Source organism: Acetobacter senegalensis, assembly GCF_001499615.1.
GTDB classification, from domain to species: domain Bacteria; phylum Pseudomonadota; class Alphaproteobacteria; order Acetobacterales; family Acetobacteraceae; genus Acetobacter; species Acetobacter senegalensis.
The window spans coordinates 572,881-595,503 of sequence record NZ_LN606600.1; the positions used below are offsets into that span (position 1 = coordinate 572,881).

The window sequence follows — 22,623 nt, forward strand, 5'->3', positions numbered from 1 at the left end:
ATTGACTCATCACGTCACACCGCCCTTCAAAAGATACCGTTTGCCGCTGCCGTTTCCCAGGAGAGACTCATGACACTGAATCTGACCGTTCCACCTCAAAATCACGCTGATTTCTCGCCGAGAATCACAGTCATCGGCGTTGGTGGCGGCGGCACGAACGCAGTGGACAACATGATTACGTCAAACCTTCAGGGCGTGGAATTTGTTGTCGCCAATACAGATGCCCAGAGCCTTGCCAAAAGCCGGGCTGACCGCCGCATCCAGCTTGGCCCACATCTGACCCACGGGCTGGGTGCTGGCGCAAAGCCAGATGTTGGCCGCGGGGCAGCGGAAGAAGCGGCGGATGAAATTGCACGGTATCTGGACGGCTCGCACATGGTGTTCATCACCACGGGCATGGGCGGTGGCACAGGCACCGGAGCGGCCCCCGTTATTGCGCGCATGGCGCGCGAGCGGAACATTCTGACGGTCGGTGTGGTCAGCAAGCCTTTTGACTATGAAGGCAAACGCCGCGCCCTGATTGCAGATGAAGGGATCAAGGAACTTCAGCAGTATGTTGATACGCTGATCGTGATCCCCAACCAGAACCTGTTCCGCGTTGCCAGTGAACGCACGACCCTGCGTGAAGCCTATAAAATGGCTGACCATGTTCTTTACATGGGCGTGCGTGGCGTGACCGATCTGATGATGGCCCCCGGCTACATCAACCTGGACTTTGCCGATATCCGCAGCGTAATGGCGGAAATGGGCAAGGCCATGATGGGCACCGGCGAGGCCGAAGGCGAAAACCGCGCCATTGAGGCCGCTGAAGCCGCCATTGCCAACCCGCTGCTTGAAGATTCCTCCATGTCTGGCGCACAGGGCCTGCTGGTGAACATCACCGGTGGCGAAGACATGACCCTGTTTGAAGTTGAAGAAGCCGCCAAGCGCATCGGGCGTGAAGTGGCCGAAGGCGCAAACATGATCTGGGGCTCCATTATTGATGACAACATGGATGGCAAGATCCGTGTGTCCGTTGTGGCGACCGGCATTGACATGAAGCCCCCTGCTCCGGAACGCCTGCATCTGGTGCCTGCTGATGCAGAAACCCCGCAGGAAGCCCCTGCAGCAACTGGCGCTGGTCAGGCTCCGTCCACCAACACGGCTGCTCAGGCCGCACCGGAAGCCAGCGCCCCCCAGCAGCCGCGCGCCGCAGCACCGGCCCAGCCGCAGTATCAGGCTCCTCAGGGTGGTACGTCCCGCGTGGCCCCGCCGCCTGCGCACAGCATTCCGGGCCAGATTCCGCCCGCAGCAGCACCGCAGCAGCCGCAGCCCGCAGCCCGGCCTATCCCGTCTCCGCGTTCTGGTCTGTTCACGGAAACACCGCGTTCGTCTTATCAGCCGGACCCCACGCCGCCTTCTTCCCGCAGCCTGTTCGGGCGCGTAACGGGTGCGTTCCGCCGGAGCACCGGCATGGATGAACCTCGGAACGAACCAGCAGCCCCCGCACCCCGGCCCACCATCAGCCCGGCAGATCAGGGCCCAAGCGTGCGGCAGGCCGATACGGATGACACGGGGCTGGAAATCCCGACCTTCCTGCGCCGTCAGTAATTTTTTCCGTTCGTTTCTTTTTTCTGGCGCGCTGCTCCTTACAGGGCAGCGCGTTTTTTAGAGGCCGCTTGAACAGTCCGCAGCGTCAGACTGGTGACTATTTGTTGTAGCAGAAAAGGCGGTTTTTAAAGGCCGATACGGATATATCGGAACAAAAAAACACCATTTTTCAGGCGCAACGAACGTCCACCAGCCCGATTGGGCAGACTTTTTAAACAGCCTCTCAATGTAATAGATGGCAATAATCATTGACTCGCCAGAACATCTCGCTGGCTTTAGCGTTAAGCTGCAAAGTTTTTCACTCTAGCAGGAAAACGTCAGAGCCATGGACAGTCTCCTGATGGAACCGATTACTCTTTCCACCACTCCGGAAACATATGCGGTTCCCACTCATAACCGGGCCAGAACGGTCAAGGCCGTGCAGCATACTTTGCATCACTCCATCTCCAGCGTAGGGACGGGGTTGCATACAGGCGCACCGATCAACCTGACCCTGAGACCAGCCCCTGTTGGCCATGGCATTGTTTTCCAGAGGACCGACCTGAACGCCGCGCCCCTGCCTGCCCGATTCGATTACGTGGTGGACACGCGCCTGAGCACCGTTGTGGGGGAAGCGGGCAACCCCGCAAACCGCATTGCCACCATTGAACATCTGATGGCGGCCTTCCATGGCTGCGGCATTGATAATGCCCTTGTTCTGGTGGACGGCCCGGAAATTCCCGTTTTTGATGGCTCGGCCGCTGACTTTGTTTTTCTGCTGGATTGCGCTGGCCGTGTGCCTCAGGACGCCGTACGGCAGAGCATTGAAGTGCTGCGCCCTATCCGGGTAGAGCAGAACGGAGCCTTTGTTGAACTCCGCCCCTCCACGACCCAAACGTTGCATCTGTCGCTTCAGATTGACTTTGCCGCCGCCGCCATTGGCAAGCAGGATTATGCGCTGGAACTGACACCAGCCACCTTCCGCCATCAACTGGCCCGCAGCCGCACCTTTACCCTGCGGCAGGAAATAGAAGCCCTGCACAAGGCCGGTCTGGCCCGTGGTGGTTCGCTGGAAAACGCCATTGTTGTTGATGGAGACCAGATTCTCAATCCCTCCGGCCTGCGGTGCCCGGATGAATTCATCCGCCACAAGGTGATGGACGCGGTAGGAGATCTGTATCTGGCGGGTGCCCCCATCAAGGGCGCATTCACCGGCCATCGGTCCGGCCATAGCCTGAACAACAAGGTTCTGCGCTCCCTGTTTGCTGATCCGTCAGCATGGCGCTTTACCCCGCCTTCCGCCGTTTCTGCGCGGGTGGCTGCGTAAGAACATTAGAGAGAAAGCGCACAGACCATCTTTCCTTCCCTTTCCTTGCTCGCTATGCGTGCTATAAGACAGCTTCAAATTGAAGAGCCGGGATGTCTGTGAGCGTTATCAACCCTCTTTCCGTTCGCTGCCGCATACGCCATCTGGTGTCGGCCAGTCTGCTGTTGGGCTTGTCCGGTTGCGGGCTGTTCGGGCACGAGAAAGCGCCCCCAGTTCCCAAACTGGCTTCGGCTGAAACGCTGTATAATAACGGTATTGATGCCTTGCGCACCCGCCGTTACACGCTGGCCGCAGCCGAGTTTGAGGTGCTCCAGCAGAACTATCCCTATTCAGGTTATGTTGCCAACGCGCAGCTTATGGAAGGCTATTCCTATTACCTGAAGGGTAAGTACCCGGAAGCTGTGCAGCAGTTGAACCGCTTCATCGGCCTGCACCCTACCAGCGCGGATGCCGCCTACGCCTATTACCTGCGCGCCCTATGCTTCTATGAACAGATTGCCGATGTGCAGCGTGACCAGCAGGGCACCGTGGAATCCATGGATGCGCTGGAGGAAGTGATTACCCGCTTCCCGCAGTCCAAATACGCACGAGATGCGCAGCTCAAGATCGACCTGTGCCGTGACCATCTGGCCGGTAAGGAAATGCTGGTAGGCCGCTATTACCAGCAGGAACGCAACTATGAAGCCGCCATCAACCGCTACCAGCGGGTTGTGGAAGACTTCCAGACCACCAACCATGTGCCCGAAGCGCTGGAACGTATGGTGGAAGTCTATCTTGATCTGGGGCTGACAGATCAAGCCCGTAAATCCGGTATTGTGCTGGGCTACAACTACCCCGGCAGCAAATGGTACCGCTTTGCTTACAGCAACCTCAAGCGTTACAAACTGCTGAGCGACAACTTCCCCGTTCCGGGCAAACTGATTACTGCCCCCAAGGCCCCCGCCGCCACAACCACGCCGCCTACGGCAGCCGGTGCGGCTCCTGCGCCTTCGGCCCTTGGCCAGCAGCCGGGTGCGGCACAGCCCATGGATATTCAGAAAGCGCCGGTTGCACCGGTCAAGGCCGAGCCCGCACCACCAGATCAGGCCCGCGTGCTCTGAGCCTGAAGGTGCTCACGCCAACATTTTCCACAAAAGGGGCAGGCTGCGGTCTGCCCCTTTTTGTTTCTGTTCTCTTTCCGTTCGCCTATTTTTTTTATAGAACGCTTCAAGGCGGTTAACACACCACCGCTTCAGAGATTGTCTTCGTCAGATTTTCAGACCGGACCCATCATGCTGACAAACCTTTCCATCAGGGATGTGGTGCTTATCGAGGCGCTGGACCTTTCCCTGCACGCAGGCTTCACAGCGCTTACCGGAGAAACCGGCGCCGGGAAATCCATCCTGCTTGACAGTCTGGGGCTGGCGCTGGGGGAACGGGCCAGTGCTGGCTTGGTGCGCGCGGGAGCCGATGAGGCCCGTGTGACCGCCAGTTTTGACGTGCCACTTGATCACCCAGCCTATGCGCTGCTGAACGAACAGGGGATTCCGGCCGAAGCCGGGGAGCCCCTGATGCTCCGCCGCATTATTTCAAAGGAAGGCCGGTCTCGCGCATGGGTGAATGATCAGGCCGTGGGCATCACGCTCATGCGTCGCGTAGCTGTCACCCTGGTGGAAATTCAGGGCCAGCACGAGCAGATGGGGCTTGCCGATTCCAGCACCCATCGCGGATTGCTGGACGCCTATGGCGTGGGGTCTTCTCTGCTCACGGACGTAACACGCGCTTACGTGACATGGCAGAAACTGATTACTGAACTGGAAACCGCACGCAGAAATCTTCAGGAAGCCGCGCGGGAAGAAGAATGGCTGCGGCACACGGTGGACGAACTGTCCACCCTTGCCCCACAAGCGGGAGAAGAAGACGCTCTAGCCCAGCAGCGCCATGCCCTTCAACAGGCCGAACGGCGCGGTGAGGCCATAGCGGCAGCCCAAGCAGAACTGAACCCGCGAGACCGGCGCAATGCTGGCCCGGCAGCGGCCTTACGGGGTGCCAGCCGCGCTCTGCAACGCCTGCTTCCGCCTCCCTCTGCCGAAAAAACGACCCATGACCCGCTGGAGGCCCGCACCAGCGAGGCTCTGGCTGCCCTTGAAGGCGCAGAAAACGCACTGGCGGAAGCAGAAACCCTGCTCTCTCGTCTGGCCGATGAATCGGAAGCCAACCCGCGCCTGCTGGAAGAAGCGGAGGAGCGCCTGTTCGCCCTGCGTGCCGCCGCACGCAAACATGATGTAACAGTCGAGGATCTGCCCGGCCTGCGCGAACGGCTGACCCTGCGGCTGGCGGCACTTGAAACCGGCGTCACGCATCTGGATGCGCTGCAACAGGCCATGCAGGAAGCCCGCACGGTGTATGAAACATCCGCCAGACGCCTTTCTGCAGCGCGGGAAAAAGCCGCCCGCAAGCTGGAACAGGCTGTGACCCGTGAACTCAAACCCATCAAACTGGAAAAGGCCCGCTTTCTGGTGGATATCCAGCCCCTGCCCCCTGAAAACTGGAGTGCGCAGGGCATGGAGCAGATTACCTTCCTGATTGCGGCCAACCCCGGCCAGCCCCCCGGCCCTCTGGCCAAGGTGGCCTCCGGCGGTGAGCTTTCCCGCCTGATGCTGGCACTCAAACTGGTGTTGGCGGAGCAATCCGCCATTGGCACCATTGTGTTTGATGAAATTGACGCCGGTGTGGGCGGTGCCACCGCCGCCGCCATTGGGGAACGCCTGCACCGGCTGGCAAGCCGGTCCGTGCAGGTGCTGGCCGTGACACACAGCCCGCAGGTGGCGGCCAGCGCGGATGCCCATCTGCGCATTGGCAAGATTGTACGCAATGGCAATACCGCCACCCACGCCGCACCGCTTGGCATGGAAGAACGGCAGGAAGAAATTGCCCGTATGCTGGCCGGAGACGTAATTACCGATGCCGCCCGCGCCGCCGCCGCCAGCCTGCTTGGACAGAAGAATGACTGAACACCTCGCCCCGACTGAACTGGACGCCGCACAGGCCAAAGCCGAACTCACCCGCCTTGCAGACCTGATAGGCCGTTACAATACCGCCTATTATACGCATGATGCGCCTGAAGTGAGCGACGCTGAATATGACGCCCTGCGCAAACGCTACGATGCCATTGTGGCGCTTCACCCGGAGTCTGAACCGGCAGAAAGTGCAGCCCAGACCGTAGGGGCCGCACCAGACAATGCTTTTGGCAAGCACCGGCATCTGGTGCCCATGCTCTCTCTGGACAACGTGTTTGATCAGACGGAATTTGAAGCCTTCATCAGCCGCGCCACCCGTTTTCTGGGGCTGAGCGAGGCAGATGCCCAGAAGCTGGCCTTTGTGGCCGAACCCAAGATTGACGGGCTCTCCATCAGCCTGACCTATGAAAACGGGCGCTTTGTACGTGGCACAACCCGCGGCGATGGCACGGAAGGCGAGGATGTCACCGCCAACCTGCTCACGCTGAAGGATCTACCCCAGCAGCTTGAGGGGCACGCGCCGGAACTGATTGAAATTCGCGGGGAAGTCTTCCTCTCCAAAGAGCATTTTCTGGCGCTGAACGCTGCGCAGGAAGCCATTGGCCGCAAACCCTTCGCCAACCCACGCAACGCAGCCGCGGGTTCCTTGCGGCAGCTTGACCCTCGCGTTACCGCCCGCCGCCCTCTTTCTCTGTTTGCCTATGCCATGGGCTTCAGTTCAGAAAAGCAGGCCCGCAGCCATTGGGCATATCTGGAGCAGTTGCGGGCATGGGGATTTCCGGTCAATCCGCTCTCCCGCAGGCTGGAAGCGGCCAGTGGTGCCGAAGCTTTTTTTGAAGAGATTGGCCGTGCCCGCGCCGCGCTGAGCTACGATATTGATGGCGTTGTTTACAAGATAGATGATCTGACATTGCAGGAACGTCTGGGCTTTGCCGGACGCGCGCCCCGCTGGGCGGTGGCGTGGAAGTTCCCGGCAGAGCAGGCCATTACCACCCTGCGGGCCATTGAAATTCAGGTAGGCCGCACCGGCGCTCTGACCCCTGTTGCGCATCTGGACCCCGTCAATGTGGGGGGCGTGCTGGTCATGCGCGCCACGCTGCATAATGAAGACGAAATTGCCCGCAAGGATGTGCGGCCCGGCGATACGGTGCAGATTCAACGCGCGGGTGATGTCATTCCACAAATTCTGGCGGTGGTGCCACCGGGCCCGGATGCACCGCCCCGTGCGGAGCCGTTCCATTTCCCTGACCATTGCCCTGCCTGTGGCGCGCTGGCCGTACGGCCGGAAGGGGAAGCCGTGCGCCGCTGCACAGGGGGCCTGACCTGCCCTGCGCAGATTGTGGAGCGACTTATCCATTTTGTCTCCCGCAATGCCTTTGACATTGAAGGGCTGGGCGAGCGCAGTATCCGCGAGTTTTATGAGGAAGGGCTGATCCACACCCCTGCGGATATTTTCCGCCTGCACAGCCATGCGGAAAGCATCATGAAGCGGGATGGCTGGGGTGAACAGTCTGTGCGTAATCTGATGCAGGCCATAGAAGCGCGCCGCACCATTGCGTTCTCCCGCTTTATTTTCGCGCTGGGAATCCGCCGCATTGGCGAGAGCAACGCCCGTCTGCTGGCGCGCCATTACGGCACGTATGAAAACTGGGTGGCACAGTTGCGCAAGGCCGCCATCATTGGTTCAGACGAACGGCTTGAACTGGGCTCCATTACCGGCATTGGCAGCGTGATCGCGGATGATCTGGTGGCCTTCATGAGCGAGGAGCACAACCTTGCAACATTGGAAGACCTGAGATCGTTCCTGAACATAACAGAGGAAGAACAAACCTCTGGCGGGCCGCTGGCAGGCAAGACCGTCGTGTTTACCGGCACCCTGCACACCCTCACCCGGCAGGAAGCCCGCGCCATGGCGGAGCGGATGGGGGCAAAAGTGTCTGATTCCGTCTCCAAAAAAACGGACCTTGTCATTCTGGGGGAAAAAGCGGGCTCCAAAGCCAAAAAAGCGGCGGAACTCGGCATTGATACGCTGGACGAAGCCGGATGGAACGATTTTTGCGCAAGTCAGGGCTAAGACCGGCCTGAAGCCGGCCTTTGCCCAAAAAGAGTCATTGCCGCGGGAAACAAAACGCGTCATGCTCGTTGCTATCGATGGGGTGGATTAAGTCGTCCAAAATAAAAAAATAAAATCCGTTCGCAGATCGGCCCGTTGCTCCGGTAGTTCCCATCCCCTCGATCGGGGTAGAGCTGGCTCTGCGTTCGCACCAACGAAGTGAACGGCAAAATGACCAAGTGGATCTATAGTTTCGGCGCTGGCCATAATGAAGGCAACGCCGGAATGCGCAATCTCCTCGGCGGCAAAGGGGCCAATCTGGCTGAAATGGCCAACATCGGCCTGCCAGTTCCGCCCGGATTTACAATCACCACTGAAGTCTGCTCCGCCTTTTATGAAAATGGCCGCGCCTACCCGGCAGAGCTGGAATCCCAGATTGAGGATGCCATGGGCCGGGTTGAAAAGGCCATGGGGCTGCGCTTCGGTGATGCCAACGCACCGCTTCTTGTTTCCGTACGCTCGGGCGCGCGTGTTTCCATGCCCGGCATGATGGACACGGTGCTGAACCTGGGCCTGAATGATGAAACGGTGGAAGGGCTTGTCCGCTCCTCCGGTGATGCCCGCTTTGCGTGGGACAGCTACCGCCGCTTCATCCAGATGTACGGCTCCGTTGTGCTGGGTGTCCCGCACCATCGGTTTGAAGACATTCTGGAACAGGCCAAGCGGGAACTGGGCAAGGAAGATGATACCGCCCTCAGCGCTGAAGACTGGCAGCTTGTGGTCAAGGACTACAAGAGCATTGTTCAGAACGAAACGGGCAAACCCTTCCCTGAAAACCCGAAGGATCAGCTCTGGGGCGCCATTGGTGCCGTGTTCGGTTCCTGGATGAACCCGCGCGCCAACACCTACCGCAAGCTGCATGATATTCCGGCAAGCTGGGGCACGGCTGTCAACGTTCAGTCCATGGTGTTCGGCAACATGGGTGATGACTGCGCCACTGGCGTCTGCTTCACGCGTGATCCCTCCACCGGCGAGAACATTTTCTACGGTGAATACCTGATCAACGCGCAGGGTGAAGACGTGGTGGCGGGTATCCGCACGCCGCAGCCCATGTCCGCCGAACGCGCTACGCCTGATCAGAACCCGATGGAAAAGGCACTGCCGCAGGCCTATCAGGAAATGCTGAAGGTGCGCGAACTGCTGGAACGCCACTACAAGGACATGCAGGACATTGAGTTCACGGTGCAGAGCAACAAGCTGTACCTCCTGCAAACCCGTAACGGCAAACGCACCGCCGCAGCCGCACTGCGCATTGCCATTGACATGGCACGCGAAGGTCTGATCACGCAGGAAGACGCCATTACACGCGTGCCGCCCTCCTCGCTTGATCAGCTTCTCCACCCGGTTCTTGACCCCAAGGCCGAGCGCACACAGCTTGCCCGTGGCCTTCCGGCTTCTCCGGGCGCAGCTACCGGTGTCATTGCGTTCTCCGCTGAAGATGTGGAAGACCGCGCCGCCAAGGGTGAAGATGTTATTCTGGTGCGTATCGAAACCTCACCGGAAGACGTGCATGGCATGCACGCCGCCCGTGGTGTGCTGACAACCCGTGGTGGCATGACATCCCACGCCGCCGTGGTGGCCCGTGGTATGGGCCGTGTTTGCGTTGCAGGTGCTGGCAGCATTGCCGTGGACTACAAGGCACAGACACTCAGCGTTGGCGGCCATACCCTGAAGGCTGGTGACTGGATCACGCTGGATGGCGGCACGGGTGCTGTCTATCTGGGCCGTGTTCCCACCATTCCGCCTTCTCTTTCTGGCGATTTCTCCACCCTGATGGGCTGGGCCGATTCCGTGCGTCGTCTGGGCATTCGTGCCAATGCAGAAACGCCGGAAGATGCTGAAACAGCCCGTCGCTTCGGCGCGGAAGGCATTGGCCTGTGCCGTACGGAACACATGTTCTTCGGCCCGGATCGGATTGGCCATGTGCGCCAGATGATCATGACGGAAGAACCGGAAGCCCGTGCCCGTGCCATTGGGGCACTGCTGCCCTTCCAGCGGGATGATTTCTCGGCCCTGTTCCGCATCATGGCGGGGCTGCCCGTCACCATCCGTCTGCTTGACCCGCCGCTGCACGAATTCCTGCCGCATGGGGAGGCAGAACTGAAAGACGTGGCCGCTGCCCTTGGGCAGAGCGTGGACGCCCTGCGCGCCCGCCGGTCTGCCTTGTCCGAAGCCAACCCCATGCTCGGCCACCGTGGCTGCCGTCTGGGCATCAGCTATCCGGAAATCTACGCCATGCAGGTGCGGGCCATTACGGAAGCAGCACTTGCCGTTTCCAAGGAAGCCGGCAAGGCCGTTATTCCGGAAATCATGATCCCGCTGGTGGGCACCAAAGCAGAACTCGATCTGGTGCGCAAAGCCTGTGAAAGCGTGATTGCGGATGTGCTGAAAGAACAGAACGCCGAGCTGACCTACACCATTGGCACCATGATTGAGCTGCCCCGTGCAGCCATCACGGCAGACCAGATTGCGGAAAGCGCGGACTTCTTCTCCTTCGGCACGAACGATCTGACGCAGACCACCCTTGGTCTGTCCCGTGACGATGCTGGCTCCTTCCTTCCTGCCTATGTGGAGAAAGGGCTGCTGCCGCAGGACCCCTTCATCTCCATTGACCGGGAAGGCGTTGGCGCGCTGGTGCGCATGGGTGTTGAAAAAGGCCGTGCGACCAAGCCCGACCTCAAGCTGGGCATCTGCGGGGAACACGGGGGCGATCCGCTCTCCATTTCCTTCTTTGAGGAAGTGGGGCTGGATTATGTATCCTGCTCCCCCTTCCGCGTGCCTGTTGCGCGGCTTGCCAGCGCACAGGCCGCCCTTGCCGCCCGCCGCAATGCGGTAAAAGCCTGAAGAAACAGGGCCGCCCCAAAAAGGGCGGCCTTTTTCTCAGCCAAAACGATTATGAACCAGAAAACACTGACCCTTCATCTCGTGTCTGAAGCCACAGGCCAGACCCTTGATTCTGTTGCCCGCGCCTGCATTGCGCAGTTCCCGAACACGGAAATCCGGCTCCGCCACTGGAACCTGATCCGCTCCCGCCTCCAGCTTCGGCGCGTTCTGCGTCACATCGCGCTGGACCGTGGGCCCGTTATGTCCTCGCTAACAGATCCTGCCTTGCAGGCGGATATGGAAGCAGGATGTGCCAGCATGCAGGTACGGCTTCTGGATGTGCTGGACAGCGCCGTGACCTTCCTTTCAGAAGAAACGGGGGAGGAAGCTACGCGGCATCCTGGTGGCCAGTACATCATGGATGAAAACTATTACCAGCGTATCGAGGCCATGCATTACGTGCTGGCGCATGATGATGGGCAGGAAACAAACGAACTGAATGAAGCCGATGTGGTGTTGGTGGGCGTTTCCCGTGTTTCCAAAACGCCAACCTGCTTTTATCTGGCTAACCGGGGCATCAAGGCCGCCAACGTGCCACTGGTGATGGGCATTGAGCCACCCAAGGCGCTGTTCACCATAAAACGCCCGGTGATCGGCCTGACCATTGATCCGGAAACACTGATCGAAATTCGCCGTACGCGCCTTTCCCAGATGATTCCATCCGGTCGCCTGCGTGACCCTGCTGCTGATTATGCCTACATTGATCTGGAAAAAGTGCAGGAAGAACTCCGCTGGGCCCGCCGCCTGTGCCGCCACCACAACTGGCCGGTTATTGACGTAACCCGTCGCTCCATTGAGGAAACATCAGCCTCCATTCTGGATCTGATTGAAACCCCCGGCTACGTGGGCACTACCTGAAAACGGCAGTGCAGGTTTAAGGTCTGAAGGCTTTCCTCATAAGGGACAACCATCCAACTTCGTGCCATCCTCGCTCCGGAAGCCATCGCGAAACCACCGTCCTCAGATCATGAAGAGAGGGTTATCATTCATACGAGGTTGATGGCTCGCTGAAAAAATCTGTCGGTGCAAAGTGAAGTAAATTTCTGGGGACCGAAAAAGCCGACCTGATGGCGGAATGCAAAGGTGCACCCGCCCAGTCAAACGGTATTCAGCCACAAACAGACCTGAAAAACTTGGAGCCTCTGTTAAACAGGCTCTTAATCGTCAGTCAGTTCATTGGGTTCCAGATGCTGAACCCGCGTGGCCTGCCCTTGTGCATTGTAATAGATAATGCTGCTGCCGCGGCGCTGTGCATAGCCATCCGGCTTGCCATCAGGCGTCCAGAATAGAAGGCGGTTGGCGTCGGCCTGTTCCTGCACTTTGTCCCCAGCGGGCCGGTAGCGGAATTTGCTGAAATCCTTGTGGGCGCGGGGCAAAGGCGGCTTGGCAGCCAGCTTGTGCATGTCCGGCCCTTTGTGGCCTTCTTCATCACCGCCATCGTCATCATCCGCCAAAACCGGAGACGCAGTTATCACAGGAAGGGAAACGGCCAGCAATCCTGCGGCCAGAAGACATCCTTTACGAAACCACTGCGTCATGACGTGTCGCACTCCCCACTCTCACACAGCTACATGCCAGAGATATGTGCCCGCTTTTTACGGCAAGTGCAATTGTGTGGCCCGCGCCTCTGCCCTTGCACGCACAACATATGCTCCGCCGCCCTGAGAAGAAAGAGGACTTACGCCGTCTGGTCCGGCTCCAGCTTCTGGCAGATCTCCGCCAATCGGGCTCGGGCAAATTTGGCCACTTCCCCCAACGCTGTTGCCGTTTCAACCTCAGGTTCGTACCGCAGCCGCTGCTCCAGCGCCCTCATCACCTGCGCGCGTGTCAGATCCTGAGCGTAAATCACAAACGGCATGTCAAACCGTTCCTGATACGCCTTGTTCAGGGCACGGAACTGGGCAAACTCCTCGGACGAAAGCCGGTTCAGATCCGCCGGAACATCAGAGACAGGTTCCACCAACGACTCTGCCGAGGCAACCGCCAGAAATTTTTCCAACCCCGGATACGCCCGGATCACCCGCTGCCGCGCTTCTTCTGGTGCGGCGCGCACCATGGCTGTCAGCGTTGTAAAGAGGGATTTGATGTCAGCAAACGGACGGCACTCATACGCCTCTTCCGCAGCCCAGCTTGCATGGTCAAAAACAGAACCGAAAGTGGAAACAAACTGCTCCCGCTTCATGTCATTTATGTTTTGGATCAATGGGGTGCTCATACAGTTGCCGCCTCTCTTGTCGGCAGCCCGTGTGACAGACTGCGCCTGTGTTCAGAAAACTCACCATTGAGTGGGAGGGCATCTTCCCTCCTTTTTAAATGGTGCGTTCCCCCACTTGCCGCAACGCAGCACCCCCTCACTTTGTTGCCATATATTTGACACTTCATCTGAACAAAAATTAGCACCGCCTCTTACCCCGTCCTTTTCCGCCCGGTTGGCCGCCCTGTGGCATTTGCGTGGGGGACGCCACGCTGCCCCTTGTCGCCTTTCAGGGCGCGCCATTATCATACGCGGCATGACCGAAACGCTGACTGGCCCGTTCACACTTGAGAAAGACATCCGCAAAAGCCGTTTTCTGGCGCGGGCCACACCGGCGCGCAACGCGGAAGAAGCTGATGCCTTCATCAGCCAGATTGCAGCCGCCGAGCCTGACGCCACACACCATTGCTGGGCCTGGCAGATTGGGCCTCTTTGCCGCTGTCATGATGCAGGCGAACCCTCCGGCACGGCGGGGCGACCAATTTTGCAGGTCATTACAGCCCAGAAGCTGGATTTTGTGGCGGTTGTGGTCAGCCGTTGGTTTGGCGGCATCAAACTGGGCGCAGGCGGCCTGATCCGCGCCTATGCTGGCACGGCAGCGGAATGCCTGCGCGAGGCCCCCAAGGAAGCCATTATCGAGCGTGTGACGCTGACATTCCACATTCCGTTTTCACTGCTGGCCATAATCCAGGCCCGCTTGCAGGAATGGGGGCTGGAGACCGCGACACCCGAATATGACGCGACAGGGGCGCAGTTTGTACTCACCCTCCCCGCCGCACAGCAGGAAGATCTGACACATCGCCTGCAAGACCTGACAAGCGGTCAGACAAACGTTTCTGTTGTGGAAGCGTGAGAAGCGCCGAAATCACGGCGTGAAAGAACGCTCTTGGCCCCACAGCCTCACAATGCTGCAGGGCAAGCCATAAAAGGGAAGATCAGCGCGGCGTTACCCAGCCGTTCCCTGTGGAGTCGCCAAGCTGGCCAGACCCATAGGGGCCGCTGCTTTCATATGCAGAACCATAACGGGAAAGATCTGACCCCGTGATGGAGTCACGATGCACCTTGGCCAGATGGTCTGGATCATCCCCATGGTTGAACTCCATGGACGGCGCATCCTGATACCCCGGAGGCAGATTACGATGCCCGTGCACAGTTCTTTTTTCAGCAGAACTTCCGCTCTGGGATGAACCGGAAGAGGCAGACCCTTCCCCGAAGGAAATATTGTTATCCGGCGTCAGGGATGGGTCACCAGGCGCGGCAGATGCGCCGGAAGCCAGACACACACCAAGGCTGAGACCCGCCAGCAGCAGGAAAGATGATTTACGCAGCTGCGCCATTGCGCGTCACCCCGTGGAAAAAAGTGATCCTAACCTGTGCCCTCAACTTTGTGGCGCAGGCGGCATGGCGTTACTATCGCACCAACTCACGAAAAAATCCAATCAGCGTTACTTTGCCTTCGGCGTTACGCGTGAACGCTCCTATGGTGCTGATCTTGTTGGGGTTTCAGGATGAGTTACCGCTCTCCTGCCCCACGGGCAAACGCCATGCCATGTGAACAGCCCGCTCATTCTCTTTACGCATTCCCGGCCCACTCGTTGCGTGGGCGGCTAGATTAACGGAACAAAATTTGCGTATTGGCCGCGTTTTGGACATAAAGGCAGCCCCTTGCTGCCATTTACGGCTGTGGGGACTGTTATCTTTATACCGAACGCCACATCTTCAAGACAGATAGAACTGACAGGATCAAGTCCATGAGTGCCTCGCTCGCCCAGCCCCGCCCGACGTCTGCTACCTGGATGCCGGATAGCTGGCGTTCGTTTCCTGTCAAGCAGATGCCAACCTATCCGGATCAAGCCGCGCTGAAAGCGGTGGAAGACCGGCTGCATGTGTATCCGCCACTGGTATTTGCCGGTGAGGTACGCCGCCTGCGCGCCCAGTTGGCCCAGGCCGCCAAAGGGCAGGCTTTTGTATTGCAGGGCGGCGCATGCGCCGAGAGCTTCGGCGAATTCAAGGCCGATGTGGTGCGCGATACGTTCCGCGTGCTGCTACAGATGGCGGTTGTGCTGACCTTTGGCGCAAAAGTGCCGGTGGTGAAGCTGGGCCGCATGGCGGGCCAGTTCGCCAAGCCGCGCTCTTCCGATACGGAAACCAAGGGCGATGTCACGCTGCCGTCCTACCGTGGGGATATCATCAACGGGCCGGACTTCACGGCAGAAGCCCGTATTCCTGACCCTGTGCGCATGGAAACCGGTTATTTCCAGTCCGCTGGCATCCAGAACCTGCTGCGCGCCTTCTCTCGCGGGGGCTATGCCAACCTGCATGAAGTGCACCGCTGGAATCTGGGGTTTGTGGAACGTTCTCCGCTGGCCAACCGCTACCGTGTGATGGCGGAACGGATTGGGGAGACTCTGTCCTTCATGCAGGCCTGCGGTATTGACGCTGCCTCCGCCCCGCAGGTGGATGAAACCGAATTCTATACGTCTCATGAAGCCCTGCTGCTGCCTTATGAACAGGCGCTCACCCGTGTCGATTCCACATCAGGCGAATGGTATGACTGCTCCGCCCATTTCATCTGGATCGGGGACCGCACCCGCCAGCCGGACGGCGCGCATGTCGAATTCCTGCGTGGGGTGCGTAACCCCATCGGCATCAAGGTTGGTCCGACCTCCACGGTGGAAGATCTGGAAAAGCTGCTGGCAATCCTGAACCCGACTGATGAAGCCGGGCGTATTACGCTCATCTCCCGCATGGGCGCTGACAAGATTGACAAGCACCTGCCGCCGCTGATGCGGGCCGTAAAAGCCACGGGCCGTACCGTGACCTGGTTGACTGACCCGATGCACGGCAACACCATCTCCACCACGCAGAAGGTCAAAACACGGTCATTTGATGCCATCATGACGGAAGTGAAAGGCTTCTTTGATGCCTGTGCGGCTGAAGGTGTGCATGCCGGTGGCGTGCATATTGAAATGACCGGTCAGAACGTAACGGAATGCGTGGGCGGCGCACATTGCCTGACGGAATCCGATCTGGCCGACCGTTATGAAACTTTCTGTGACCCGCGCCTGAATGCCGAGCAGTCTCTGGAACTGGCGTTCCTGATGGCTGAGGAACTGACCGGCAAACGCTGAACGCGTCCACCAACCCACGATCACAGAACCGGGGGGTGCCTTTACCGCACCGCCCGGAACCCCCATCATCCAGACAGCCTGAACCGGAATGGAGATGAGACAAGGATGGTGCAGCCTTCTAACGGCGTTGAAACGCCCGGCCTGAAAACGGCCTGTTCGTCCGCACCGCTTCCCGACCCGGTCATTACGGCCAGAACGGATTCCTACTTCAACCGCACCAAGCGGATTGTCTCTCACTTTGGAGACTGTGAGGTTACATACGCCTTCTTCATTCGTCGTCCCGTCATCTCCGCGCCGGGGCTGATGCTGGAATGGCTGAAGAACGTGATGGCGGAGCGGAACAGCCCTTACACAATTGATCTGATCCACCCTGAAGGGGCATGGGTCGGTGCGGGTGAGCCCCTGGTGTACATCACCGGCTCCTTCACCCATCTGGCTGATCTGGAAACGCTTCTGCTGCAAAAGCTGGGCAGCCCCTGTGTGGCCGCCCACCGCGCCTATCAAATTGCCGTCTCCCTGCCCCACACCAAGTTTCTGGCCATGGATGCCCGCCACTGCGCGGGATATGAAATGCAGGAACTGATGGCCTATGCGGCTTCCGTAGGGGGGCGTGCCGCCAAACGCGATGGCGCCATCGGCTTTATCGGCACGGCAAATGATGCCGTAGCGCCGTTTTTCAACAGCACGCATGGCTATGGCACCATGCCCCATGCCCTTATTGGCTATGCGGGTTCTACCGTGCGCGCTGCGGAAATGTTCCACGAGCTATATCCGGAAACGGATCTGGTGGTGCTGGTAGATTACTTTGGCAAGGAAGTGACGGATGCGCTGGCCGTATGCCGCCGCTTTCCTGACCTTGCCGCACAGGGCCGCCTTGGCGTGCGCCTTGACACCCATGGCGGGCGGTTTCTGGAAGGGCTGAACCCGCAGGAATCCTACGCGGTAGTTGATCGCCACGCACCGGAAGCCCTGCGCCGGTATCGTTCTGATTCAGAACTGCGTTACCTGATTGGCACCGGCGTTTCCGCCGCTGCTGTCTGGCGCATGCGTGACGCGCTGGATGAGGCTGGCTTCCCGCATGTGAAGATCATTGCTTCCTCTGGCTTTGGCGTTACCAAATGCGCCTGCATGGCCGATGCCCACGCCCCCATTGATGTGGTCGGCACCGGCTCCTTTATTCCTGATCGCTGGAACGAAACGTACGCCACGGCGGATATTGTGTCCTACAACGGCACGGAACGCGTGAAGATCGGGCGGGAATTCCTCCTCCCCTCCCAGCGCAAAGCACAGAAAGGCTCCTCTGCATGACAGAAACCCCCACACCGGAAGATAAAACCTGGCGTGTGCGTATTCTTGATCTCTCAGGCGGCGCAGAAGACAACATTGTTGAAGAAGTTGGCGGTTTTCATGATCTGGCGCACGCCAATGCGTTTGCCCGTTCTTATGTAAGAGACAGCGTGGAACGGTGCCGCGTGCCGGGCGCTTCTACCAAGGATGTGCTGACAGCCTGGTTCAGCTTTGGGGAAGACGCCGTGGTGCTGGACGCCGGGGATGACGGCTGGCGTTCCGCCAATGAACTGGATGATTTTGCCGCTACCCGCGCCACCCCCATGGAGCGGGACTGGCGCGCGCTGGACCCCCGCCGACTGGTGGATGAAGAGGATGACGCTCCGTTTACGGACGACGACGAACCACCCACCACCCACTGAAAAACTGGCGGCCTGACAGGCAGGAGAGGGCTGGTATTTCCGCGCCAGTCACGGCATAGAGACGTCATGAAGCTTCGTTTTGCGCCCAGCCCCACCGGTATGTTGCATGTTGGCAATGCTCGCCTTGCCATTGCCAACGCCCTCTTTGCCCGCCGCCATGGCGGGGCGTTCCAACTTCGTATTGATGATACGGATATCGAGCGCTCCAAGGAAAGCCATGTTGAAGCCATTCAGACAGACCTGACATGGCTGGGCATTACGTGGGATGAAACCTTCCGCCAGACCGAGCGGCTGGACCGTTACGCCAAAGCCATTGAAAAACTGAAGGCCACGGGCCGCCTGTATCCGTGCTTTGAAAGCGAACAGGAACTGGCCGCCAAGCGCGAAACACAGATCCGCCAGCGCCGCGCGCCGGTATATGACCGCGCCATGCTGAAAATGACGCCAGAACAGCGTGCGCAGGCCGAAGCCAATGGCAAGGTGCCTTACTGGCGCTTCCGTCTTTCTGACCGCATCATTCAGTGGCGGGATCTTGTGATGGGGGCGTGTCAGGTCAAACTGCCTTCCGTGTCTGACCCCGTTCTGGTGCGGACCGATGGCACCGTGCTCTACACGCTCGCCTCCGTTGTGGATGATCTGGAAACAGACATTACCCACATCATTCGTGGCGAAGATCACGTCACCAATACCGGCGTGCAGATTGATATTGCCGAGGCTCTGGGCGCACGCCCCGACCATTTCCGCTTTGCGCACCTGCCGCTGCTGCTGGATGAAAATGGGGGCAAACTCTCCAAGCGGTTTGACGCCATGTCCCTGCGCACCTTGCGTCAGGACGGGGTGGAGGCCGAAGCGCTGGTGGCCTATCTGGCTCGGCTTGGCAGTTCGGATGACCCAATTCTGGTGCCGTTTGCGGAGCAGGCCAAGGTGTATGACCTCTCCCACATTTCAAAATCCGCCGCGCGGTTTGATACCCGCCAGCTTCTGGCCCTGAACCACAAGCTGCTGGCCCAGACGCCTTTCACTGCCGTGGCGGAACGCCTCCCCCACGGCGCGACGGAAGCCTTCTGGCTGGCCATTCGCGGCAATATCGAAATGCTTTCCGAAGCGAAGCTGTGGGCCAGTGTGGTCTATGGAGACATTGTGCCGCCACCGCAGGAAGCGGACACATCCGCCTTCCTGAAAGACGCAGCCGCGCTGCTGCCAGAAGAACCGTGGGACACCGCAACCTGGAAGCTTTGGACCACAGCCCTGAAGGAAAAAACAGGCCGCTCCGGCAAAGCCCTGTTCCTGCCCCTGCGCCTTGCCCTGACAGGCGAAGAACACGGCCCCGAACTGCGTGACCTGCTACCGCTCATCGGCCGCAAACGCGCACTCGAACGGCTGTTGATGGGACAGGAAGGCTAAGCCTCCCTTCCCTTTGTAAAAAGCCTCTGCACCGCGCACGTCTTTTCCACGCACGGTGCAGAAGGCGCGCTTTTCTCGCTCCTTCTGGCACCTAGCCCCTTTTGATAGGACAGGGGTAGAACGGTCTGAAACCTGTTCTCGCAGCTTCGGCTCCTCCTATATTCTATTTGAATAGTCTGCCCGATCAGTCCGACGCATTTTCTCGTGGTTGATCGCTGGGAACATCCATTCCAGTCCCGTATCAAACTTTCATATCGGCTTTTTCAGTATTCAAAAGCCCTGAGCCACCCATCACGTGTTGCGCTATCAAACACGCTCTGAGTGTTATGCGTAGTAGACATCTCCGGAACATCGCGGCCGGCATTAGTTCACTTGATCATATTCAGAGGTCTAGCGATATGGATAGAATTTGCAGACGCTCCTCTTTGGAGCGGCAATATCCACAAACCTATTATTAACGGGCGAAAACCAATATCACAGGGATAGAAGCTAAAGGCTTCCCCTTCGATCAATGGAGAGCGCGAGTAAAGAATGTCACGACATTTGCATTAAAGTCGCGATGAAACGCGATCCGGTTGAAGTCTGGCGCACTTTGGCAGATCGGCGTGGATACAGCACAGGGGGCAAGGAAGTCGAAATGCCCAGCCCCTGGCACGCTATGGAACTCTGGGGTATGAGGCAGATCAGCCTGCACGGCGTCGGCATATAAAGGTGCGGGCAGGATATGGTCGTCGTCCGCACGCCATAGCTGCACAGCAATCGTCACATCTCGAAGACCCTCTCGCCCAAATGTGTACCCAAGTGCTGGAGCGGCCACCACAATCGCCTTGATCCGGGGATCATGACTATCGGACCACGTCGGCAGTGGGCCGGGATGATGCCTGATGAGTTGGCAATCATAATACTCGGGATGTTGATTACAATGTGCTGCCACGCGAGCAAAATCAGGTTGCGCACCTGCCGCCGCCAACACGGTAAAACCGCCGGAGGAGAACCCGAACGCACCGATGCGAGCAGCGCTGATGACGGTATGGTGCGGCCAGGTCGTTAACATGTAAGTAATCAGTCGGCTCAGCGCTTTTGGCCGATCCGCAACTTGGATCGCTCTGCTATCGTCGCGCCAGTTGTCGCCAGGATGGGTCAGACTCGCAACAACAAAGCCTGCGTGTGCCAACGCGACAGCGGTATCGAGATGACCAGAGGACACACCGCCGTGACCGTGCGAAATGACCACCAACGGAAGATCATGACCAAGAGGCTGCCCCTCTGGCACGATGTCCTGTTCGTAGATGCCGAGATGCTGGTGCACTGGTCTTCCAATCACCGGATACCAAATGCCGACCTCGGTACCATCGCTCATGTGTCGGTACTGGAAGCCGACCTCCTGCGAAGTAGACGCAGCAGCGCCATAGGGCGCAATCAGAAGCAATGACAGAAAGGTAAGTAGTTGCATGAGCATGAGAGAAACACCTCCTTTGATGTAAAACCAAACCTATCTCTGCATGCTCTTAAAATGGCGGAAAACCACGGTTTTCGTGAATGGGCGAACGGGCACGCGAACTGGCGGAACGGTAGCGCCAAAACAAAACATCGGGTAGATTCCGTTATAATGACCGAAATTGTTTTCCCACCCATGCTACGTGCACATCGAGTCCGGCTGGCCGTTATCACAACGGGCGCAGGGCTATGTCTCGGTCTATTGGCTCCATTCGGCAGCTATTTGAACTCTGGCCTGATCTGGCGCCTGTTGTATTGGTGCGCGTCGATCTGGTTTGGATTCTTGTTATTCGGCGGCACATGGCTTGCATGGCGACGGCAAGCCAGAAGCTTAAAGCGCGTGCATTGGCCCCTACTGGCCGTAATGCTCATTATCGCGTCACTTGTACAAGCGATGATAACTCGGATCTCCGCCCTGATGATTTGGCCGGAACTGCACCAGCATGCTCCTGGCTGGACAGTCTGGTATCTACAAAGCGGATTGATCGCGGCGGTCGGGTTTATCTGTGTGATCATCCTGAAGCAGCGATCGACGACGCATGATAAGTCGGCCAACAGTGGGCCTGTGCTTGTTGAACGTCCTGCCCGCACCGTTCCTCTGGGCAAAGATATCATTGCCTTGCAAATGGAAGACCATTACGTGCGCATCCATACGCGTACCGGTTCACGGCTCGCGCATATGACTCTGACTGAGGCGATCGAAACCGTCGGCCCAGTCGAAGGGCTCAGGACACATCGGTCATGGTGGGTCGCGCGTGCTGCTGTGGACTACATTGAAGGCACCCCACGCTCCATGCGATTGCATCTCGAGGGCAACATCGTTGCGCCGGTGGCTCGAGGGGCTGTTGCACTCCTGAGAGAAGCGGGCTGGCTCGATGCAATTGGAGACAAATAAGCCCACGTCTACTTTTCGACAGTATGTATCTTATCGTCAATATCCGCAGTGAGGCGACCGCCGACTGTCTGCTCCGTTTCCGTTGAACCGACTGGTCGTTTCGGCCGGGAGAACGAATGGTCCGTTATCCGTTAACGAATATAGAATCAGACGATTATGCATCTGCCTTTCATCTTTGAAAATTCTTGCTTCAGTGCTGTTCCAATCCGCCATATCAGACTTCTCTTCAACGCAGCGGCGATCCCTCTGAAGGGTTCGGCCCAAGGAAGTCGAGAACAGCACGCACAAACAAGTCCGGCTGATCCAGCATGATAAAATGGAAACTTTCATCTATCCTTCTGAAACATGCGCGTGATAACGCCCCATAGGCGGAATGAAAGAGTGCATCGATCCGCGTGGCCGAGACGCCATAGAAAGAGTCATAGGCATAGACGACTCAATTGAAGCGCCGATATGGCCTAGTTCTGGGCGCAGGTCGGTCGTCATGAGCTCATAGGCTGCATTGGCCACCGTGTTGCGATCCGAACTGAGGAAGGCTTGGAGCAAAGCAGGTCTACCGTTTCGGTTTTGGCTAGACGGGCGATGGCAGCGGTCTGAGAGGCTTCCGCCTGCGGGCCTGATGCCGCCAGTAAAGATGCCCGGAACGCTGCGGCCCGAGGTCTGGCCGTTTCGGAAGTGGCCGCAGGGTCGAACATCAAGGTGTAAAATGGCAAGACATCAATGATCATCAAGCGACCGACAAGAGAGGGATGACGCGCGCCAAGCTTGAACGTACCTCGCCACCCAGAGAATGACCTAATGATGACTGGTGCTTGAAGCTGCTCGCGCTGTATATAACCAAC

Annotated in this window: 18 protein-coding genes; 14 read left to right on the plus strand and 4 right to left on the minus strand. The window is 58.6% G+C overall.

What is annotated here, in order from left to right; translation table 11 throughout:
- The first annotated feature begins 69 nt into the window (after window positions 1–69).
- From ftsZ to ASN_RS02495, 7 genes are all read left to right on the plus strand, one after another.
- On the plus strand, window positions 70–1,590 hold the full coding sequence (gene ftsZ, locus ASN_RS02465) for a cell division protein FtsZ (RefSeq protein ID WP_035380419.1): 1,521 nt from the start codon (window positions 70–72) through the stop codon (window positions 1,588–1,590).
- A 325-nt stretch (window positions 1,591–1,915) separates the two neighbouring features.
- Window positions 1,916–2,896: a UDP-3-O-acyl-N-acetylglucosamine deacetylase gene (gene lpxC / locus ASN_RS02470; RefSeq protein ID WP_035380420.1), complete on the plus strand. Its 981-nt coding sequence runs from the start codon at window positions 1,916–1,918 to the stop codon at window positions 2,894–2,896.
- 92 nt (window positions 2,897–2,988) lie between these two features.
- Entirely contained in the window at window positions 2,989–3,996 is a 1,008-nt protein-coding gene (locus tag ASN_RS02475; RefSeq protein ID WP_006558229.1) for an outer membrane protein assembly factor BamD, read from the plus strand.
- A gap of 171 nt (window positions 3,997–4,167) precedes the next feature.
- Window positions 4,168–5,889, plus strand: a complete 1,722-nt coding sequence (recN, locus tag ASN_RS02480) for a DNA repair protein RecN (protein WP_058989072.1) — start codon at window positions 4,168–4,170, stop codon at window positions 5,887–5,889.
- The gene (gene ligA / locus ASN_RS02485) at window positions 5,882–7,969 is read left to right on the plus strand and encodes an NAD-dependent DNA ligase LigA (protein ID WP_082666546.1); all 2,088 of its coding nucleotides are present in this window, start codon (window positions 5,882–5,884) and stop codon (window positions 7,967–7,969) included. Before recN ends, ligA begins: the two co-directional genes overlap by 8 nt.
- 210 nt (window positions 7,970–8,179) lie before the next feature.
- Window positions 8,180–10,852, plus strand: coding sequence for a pyruvate, phosphate dikinase (ppdK, locus tag ASN_RS02490; RefSeq protein ID WP_058987104.1), 2,673 nt, complete (start codon window positions 8,180–8,182; stop codon window positions 10,850–10,852).
- 51 nt (window positions 10,853–10,903) lie between these two features.
- Window positions 10,904–11,749: a pyruvate, water dikinase regulatory protein gene (locus ASN_RS02495; protein WP_006558234.1), complete on the plus strand. Its 846-nt coding sequence runs from the start codon at window positions 10,904–10,906 to the stop codon at window positions 11,747–11,749.
- A gap of 299 nt (window positions 11,750–12,048) precedes the next feature.
- Here ASN_RS02495 and ASN_RS02500 read toward each other — a convergent pair whose 3' ends face one another.
- Both ASN_RS02500 and uraD read right to left on the minus strand, forming a co-directional pair.
- Window positions 12,049–12,429 carry a hypothetical protein gene (locus tag ASN_RS02500; protein WP_006558235.1) on the minus strand — a complete coding sequence of 127 codons (381 nt, stop codon included), beginning with the start codon at window positions 12,427–12,429 and terminating at the stop codon, window positions 12,049–12,051.
- 140 nt (window positions 12,430–12,569) lie between these two features.
- Window positions 12,570–13,106 (minus strand): 2-oxo-4-hydroxy-4-carboxy-5-ureidoimidazoline decarboxylase, encoded by a 537-nt coding sequence (uraD, locus tag ASN_RS02505; RefSeq protein ID WP_006558236.1) that lies wholly within the window; start codon window positions 13,104–13,106, stop codon window positions 12,570–12,572.
- 295 nt (window positions 13,107–13,401) lie between these two features.
- Between uraD and ASN_RS02510 the strand changes: the two genes are divergently transcribed.
- Window positions 13,402–13,998: an IMPACT family protein gene (locus ASN_RS02510; protein ID WP_058987105.1), complete on the plus strand. Its 597-nt coding sequence runs from the start codon at window positions 13,402–13,404 to the stop codon at window positions 13,996–13,998.
- An 82-nt stretch (window positions 13,999–14,080) separates the two neighbouring features.
- On the opposite strand, the gene ASN_RS02515 is transcribed toward ASN_RS02510, so the two are convergent.
- Window positions 14,081–14,482, minus strand: a complete 402-nt coding sequence (locus tag ASN_RS02515) for a hypothetical protein (RefSeq protein ID WP_058987106.1) — start codon at window positions 14,480–14,482, stop codon at window positions 14,081–14,083.
- Between ASN_RS02515 and ASN_RS02520 the strand changes: the two genes are divergently transcribed.
- The 5 genes from ASN_RS02520 (at window position 14,461) to gltX (ending at window position 19,389) form a co-directional block, all read left to right on the plus strand.
- The gene (locus tag ASN_RS02520) at window positions 14,461–14,700 is read left to right on the plus strand and encodes a hypothetical protein (protein ID WP_058987107.1); all 240 of its coding nucleotides are present in this window, start codon (window positions 14,461–14,463) and stop codon (window positions 14,698–14,700) included. The two genes, ASN_RS02515 and ASN_RS02520, sit on opposite strands and share 22 nt — an antisense overlap.
- 196 nt (window positions 14,701–14,896) lie before the next feature.
- Window positions 14,897–16,276: a class II 3-deoxy-7-phosphoheptulonate synthase gene (locus ASN_RS02525; protein WP_058987108.1), complete on the plus strand. Its 1,380-nt coding sequence runs from the start codon at window positions 14,897–14,899 to the stop codon at window positions 16,274–16,276.
- 105 nt (window positions 16,277–16,381) lie between these two features.
- The gene (locus ASN_RS02530) at window positions 16,382–17,584 is read left to right on the plus strand and encodes a nicotinate phosphoribosyltransferase (RefSeq protein WP_082666547.1); all 1,203 of its coding nucleotides are present in this window, start codon (window positions 16,382–16,384) and stop codon (window positions 17,582–17,584) included.
- Window positions 17,581–17,985 (plus strand): hypothetical protein, encoded by a 405-nt coding sequence (locus tag ASN_RS02535; protein ID WP_006558242.1) that lies wholly within the window; start codon window positions 17,581–17,583, stop codon window positions 17,983–17,985. Before ASN_RS02530 ends, ASN_RS02535 begins: the two co-directional genes overlap by 4 nt.
- A 66-nt stretch (window positions 17,986–18,051) precedes the next feature.
- Window positions 18,052–19,389: a glutamate--tRNA ligase gene (gltX, locus tag ASN_RS02540; RefSeq protein WP_058987109.1), complete on the plus strand. Its 1,338-nt coding sequence runs from the start codon at window positions 18,052–18,054 to the stop codon at window positions 19,387–19,389.
- 508 nt (window positions 19,390–19,897) lie between these two features.
- Here gltX and ASN_RS02545 read toward each other — a convergent pair.
- Complete coding sequence (locus ASN_RS02545) at window positions 19,898–20,848, minus strand: alpha/beta hydrolase family protein (RefSeq protein ID WP_197603324.1); 951 nt, start codon at window positions 20,846–20,848, stop codon at window positions 19,898–19,900.
- Between the two features lie 432 nt (window positions 20,849–21,280).
- Here ASN_RS02545 and ASN_RS19415 point away from each other — a divergent pair, with 432 nt between their 5' ends.
- Window positions 21,281–21,781, plus strand: a complete 501-nt coding sequence (locus ASN_RS19415; protein WP_157765082.1) for a LytTR family DNA-binding domain-containing protein — start codon at window positions 21,281–21,283, stop codon at window positions 21,779–21,781.
- Window positions 21,782–22,623 lie beyond the last annotated feature (842 nt).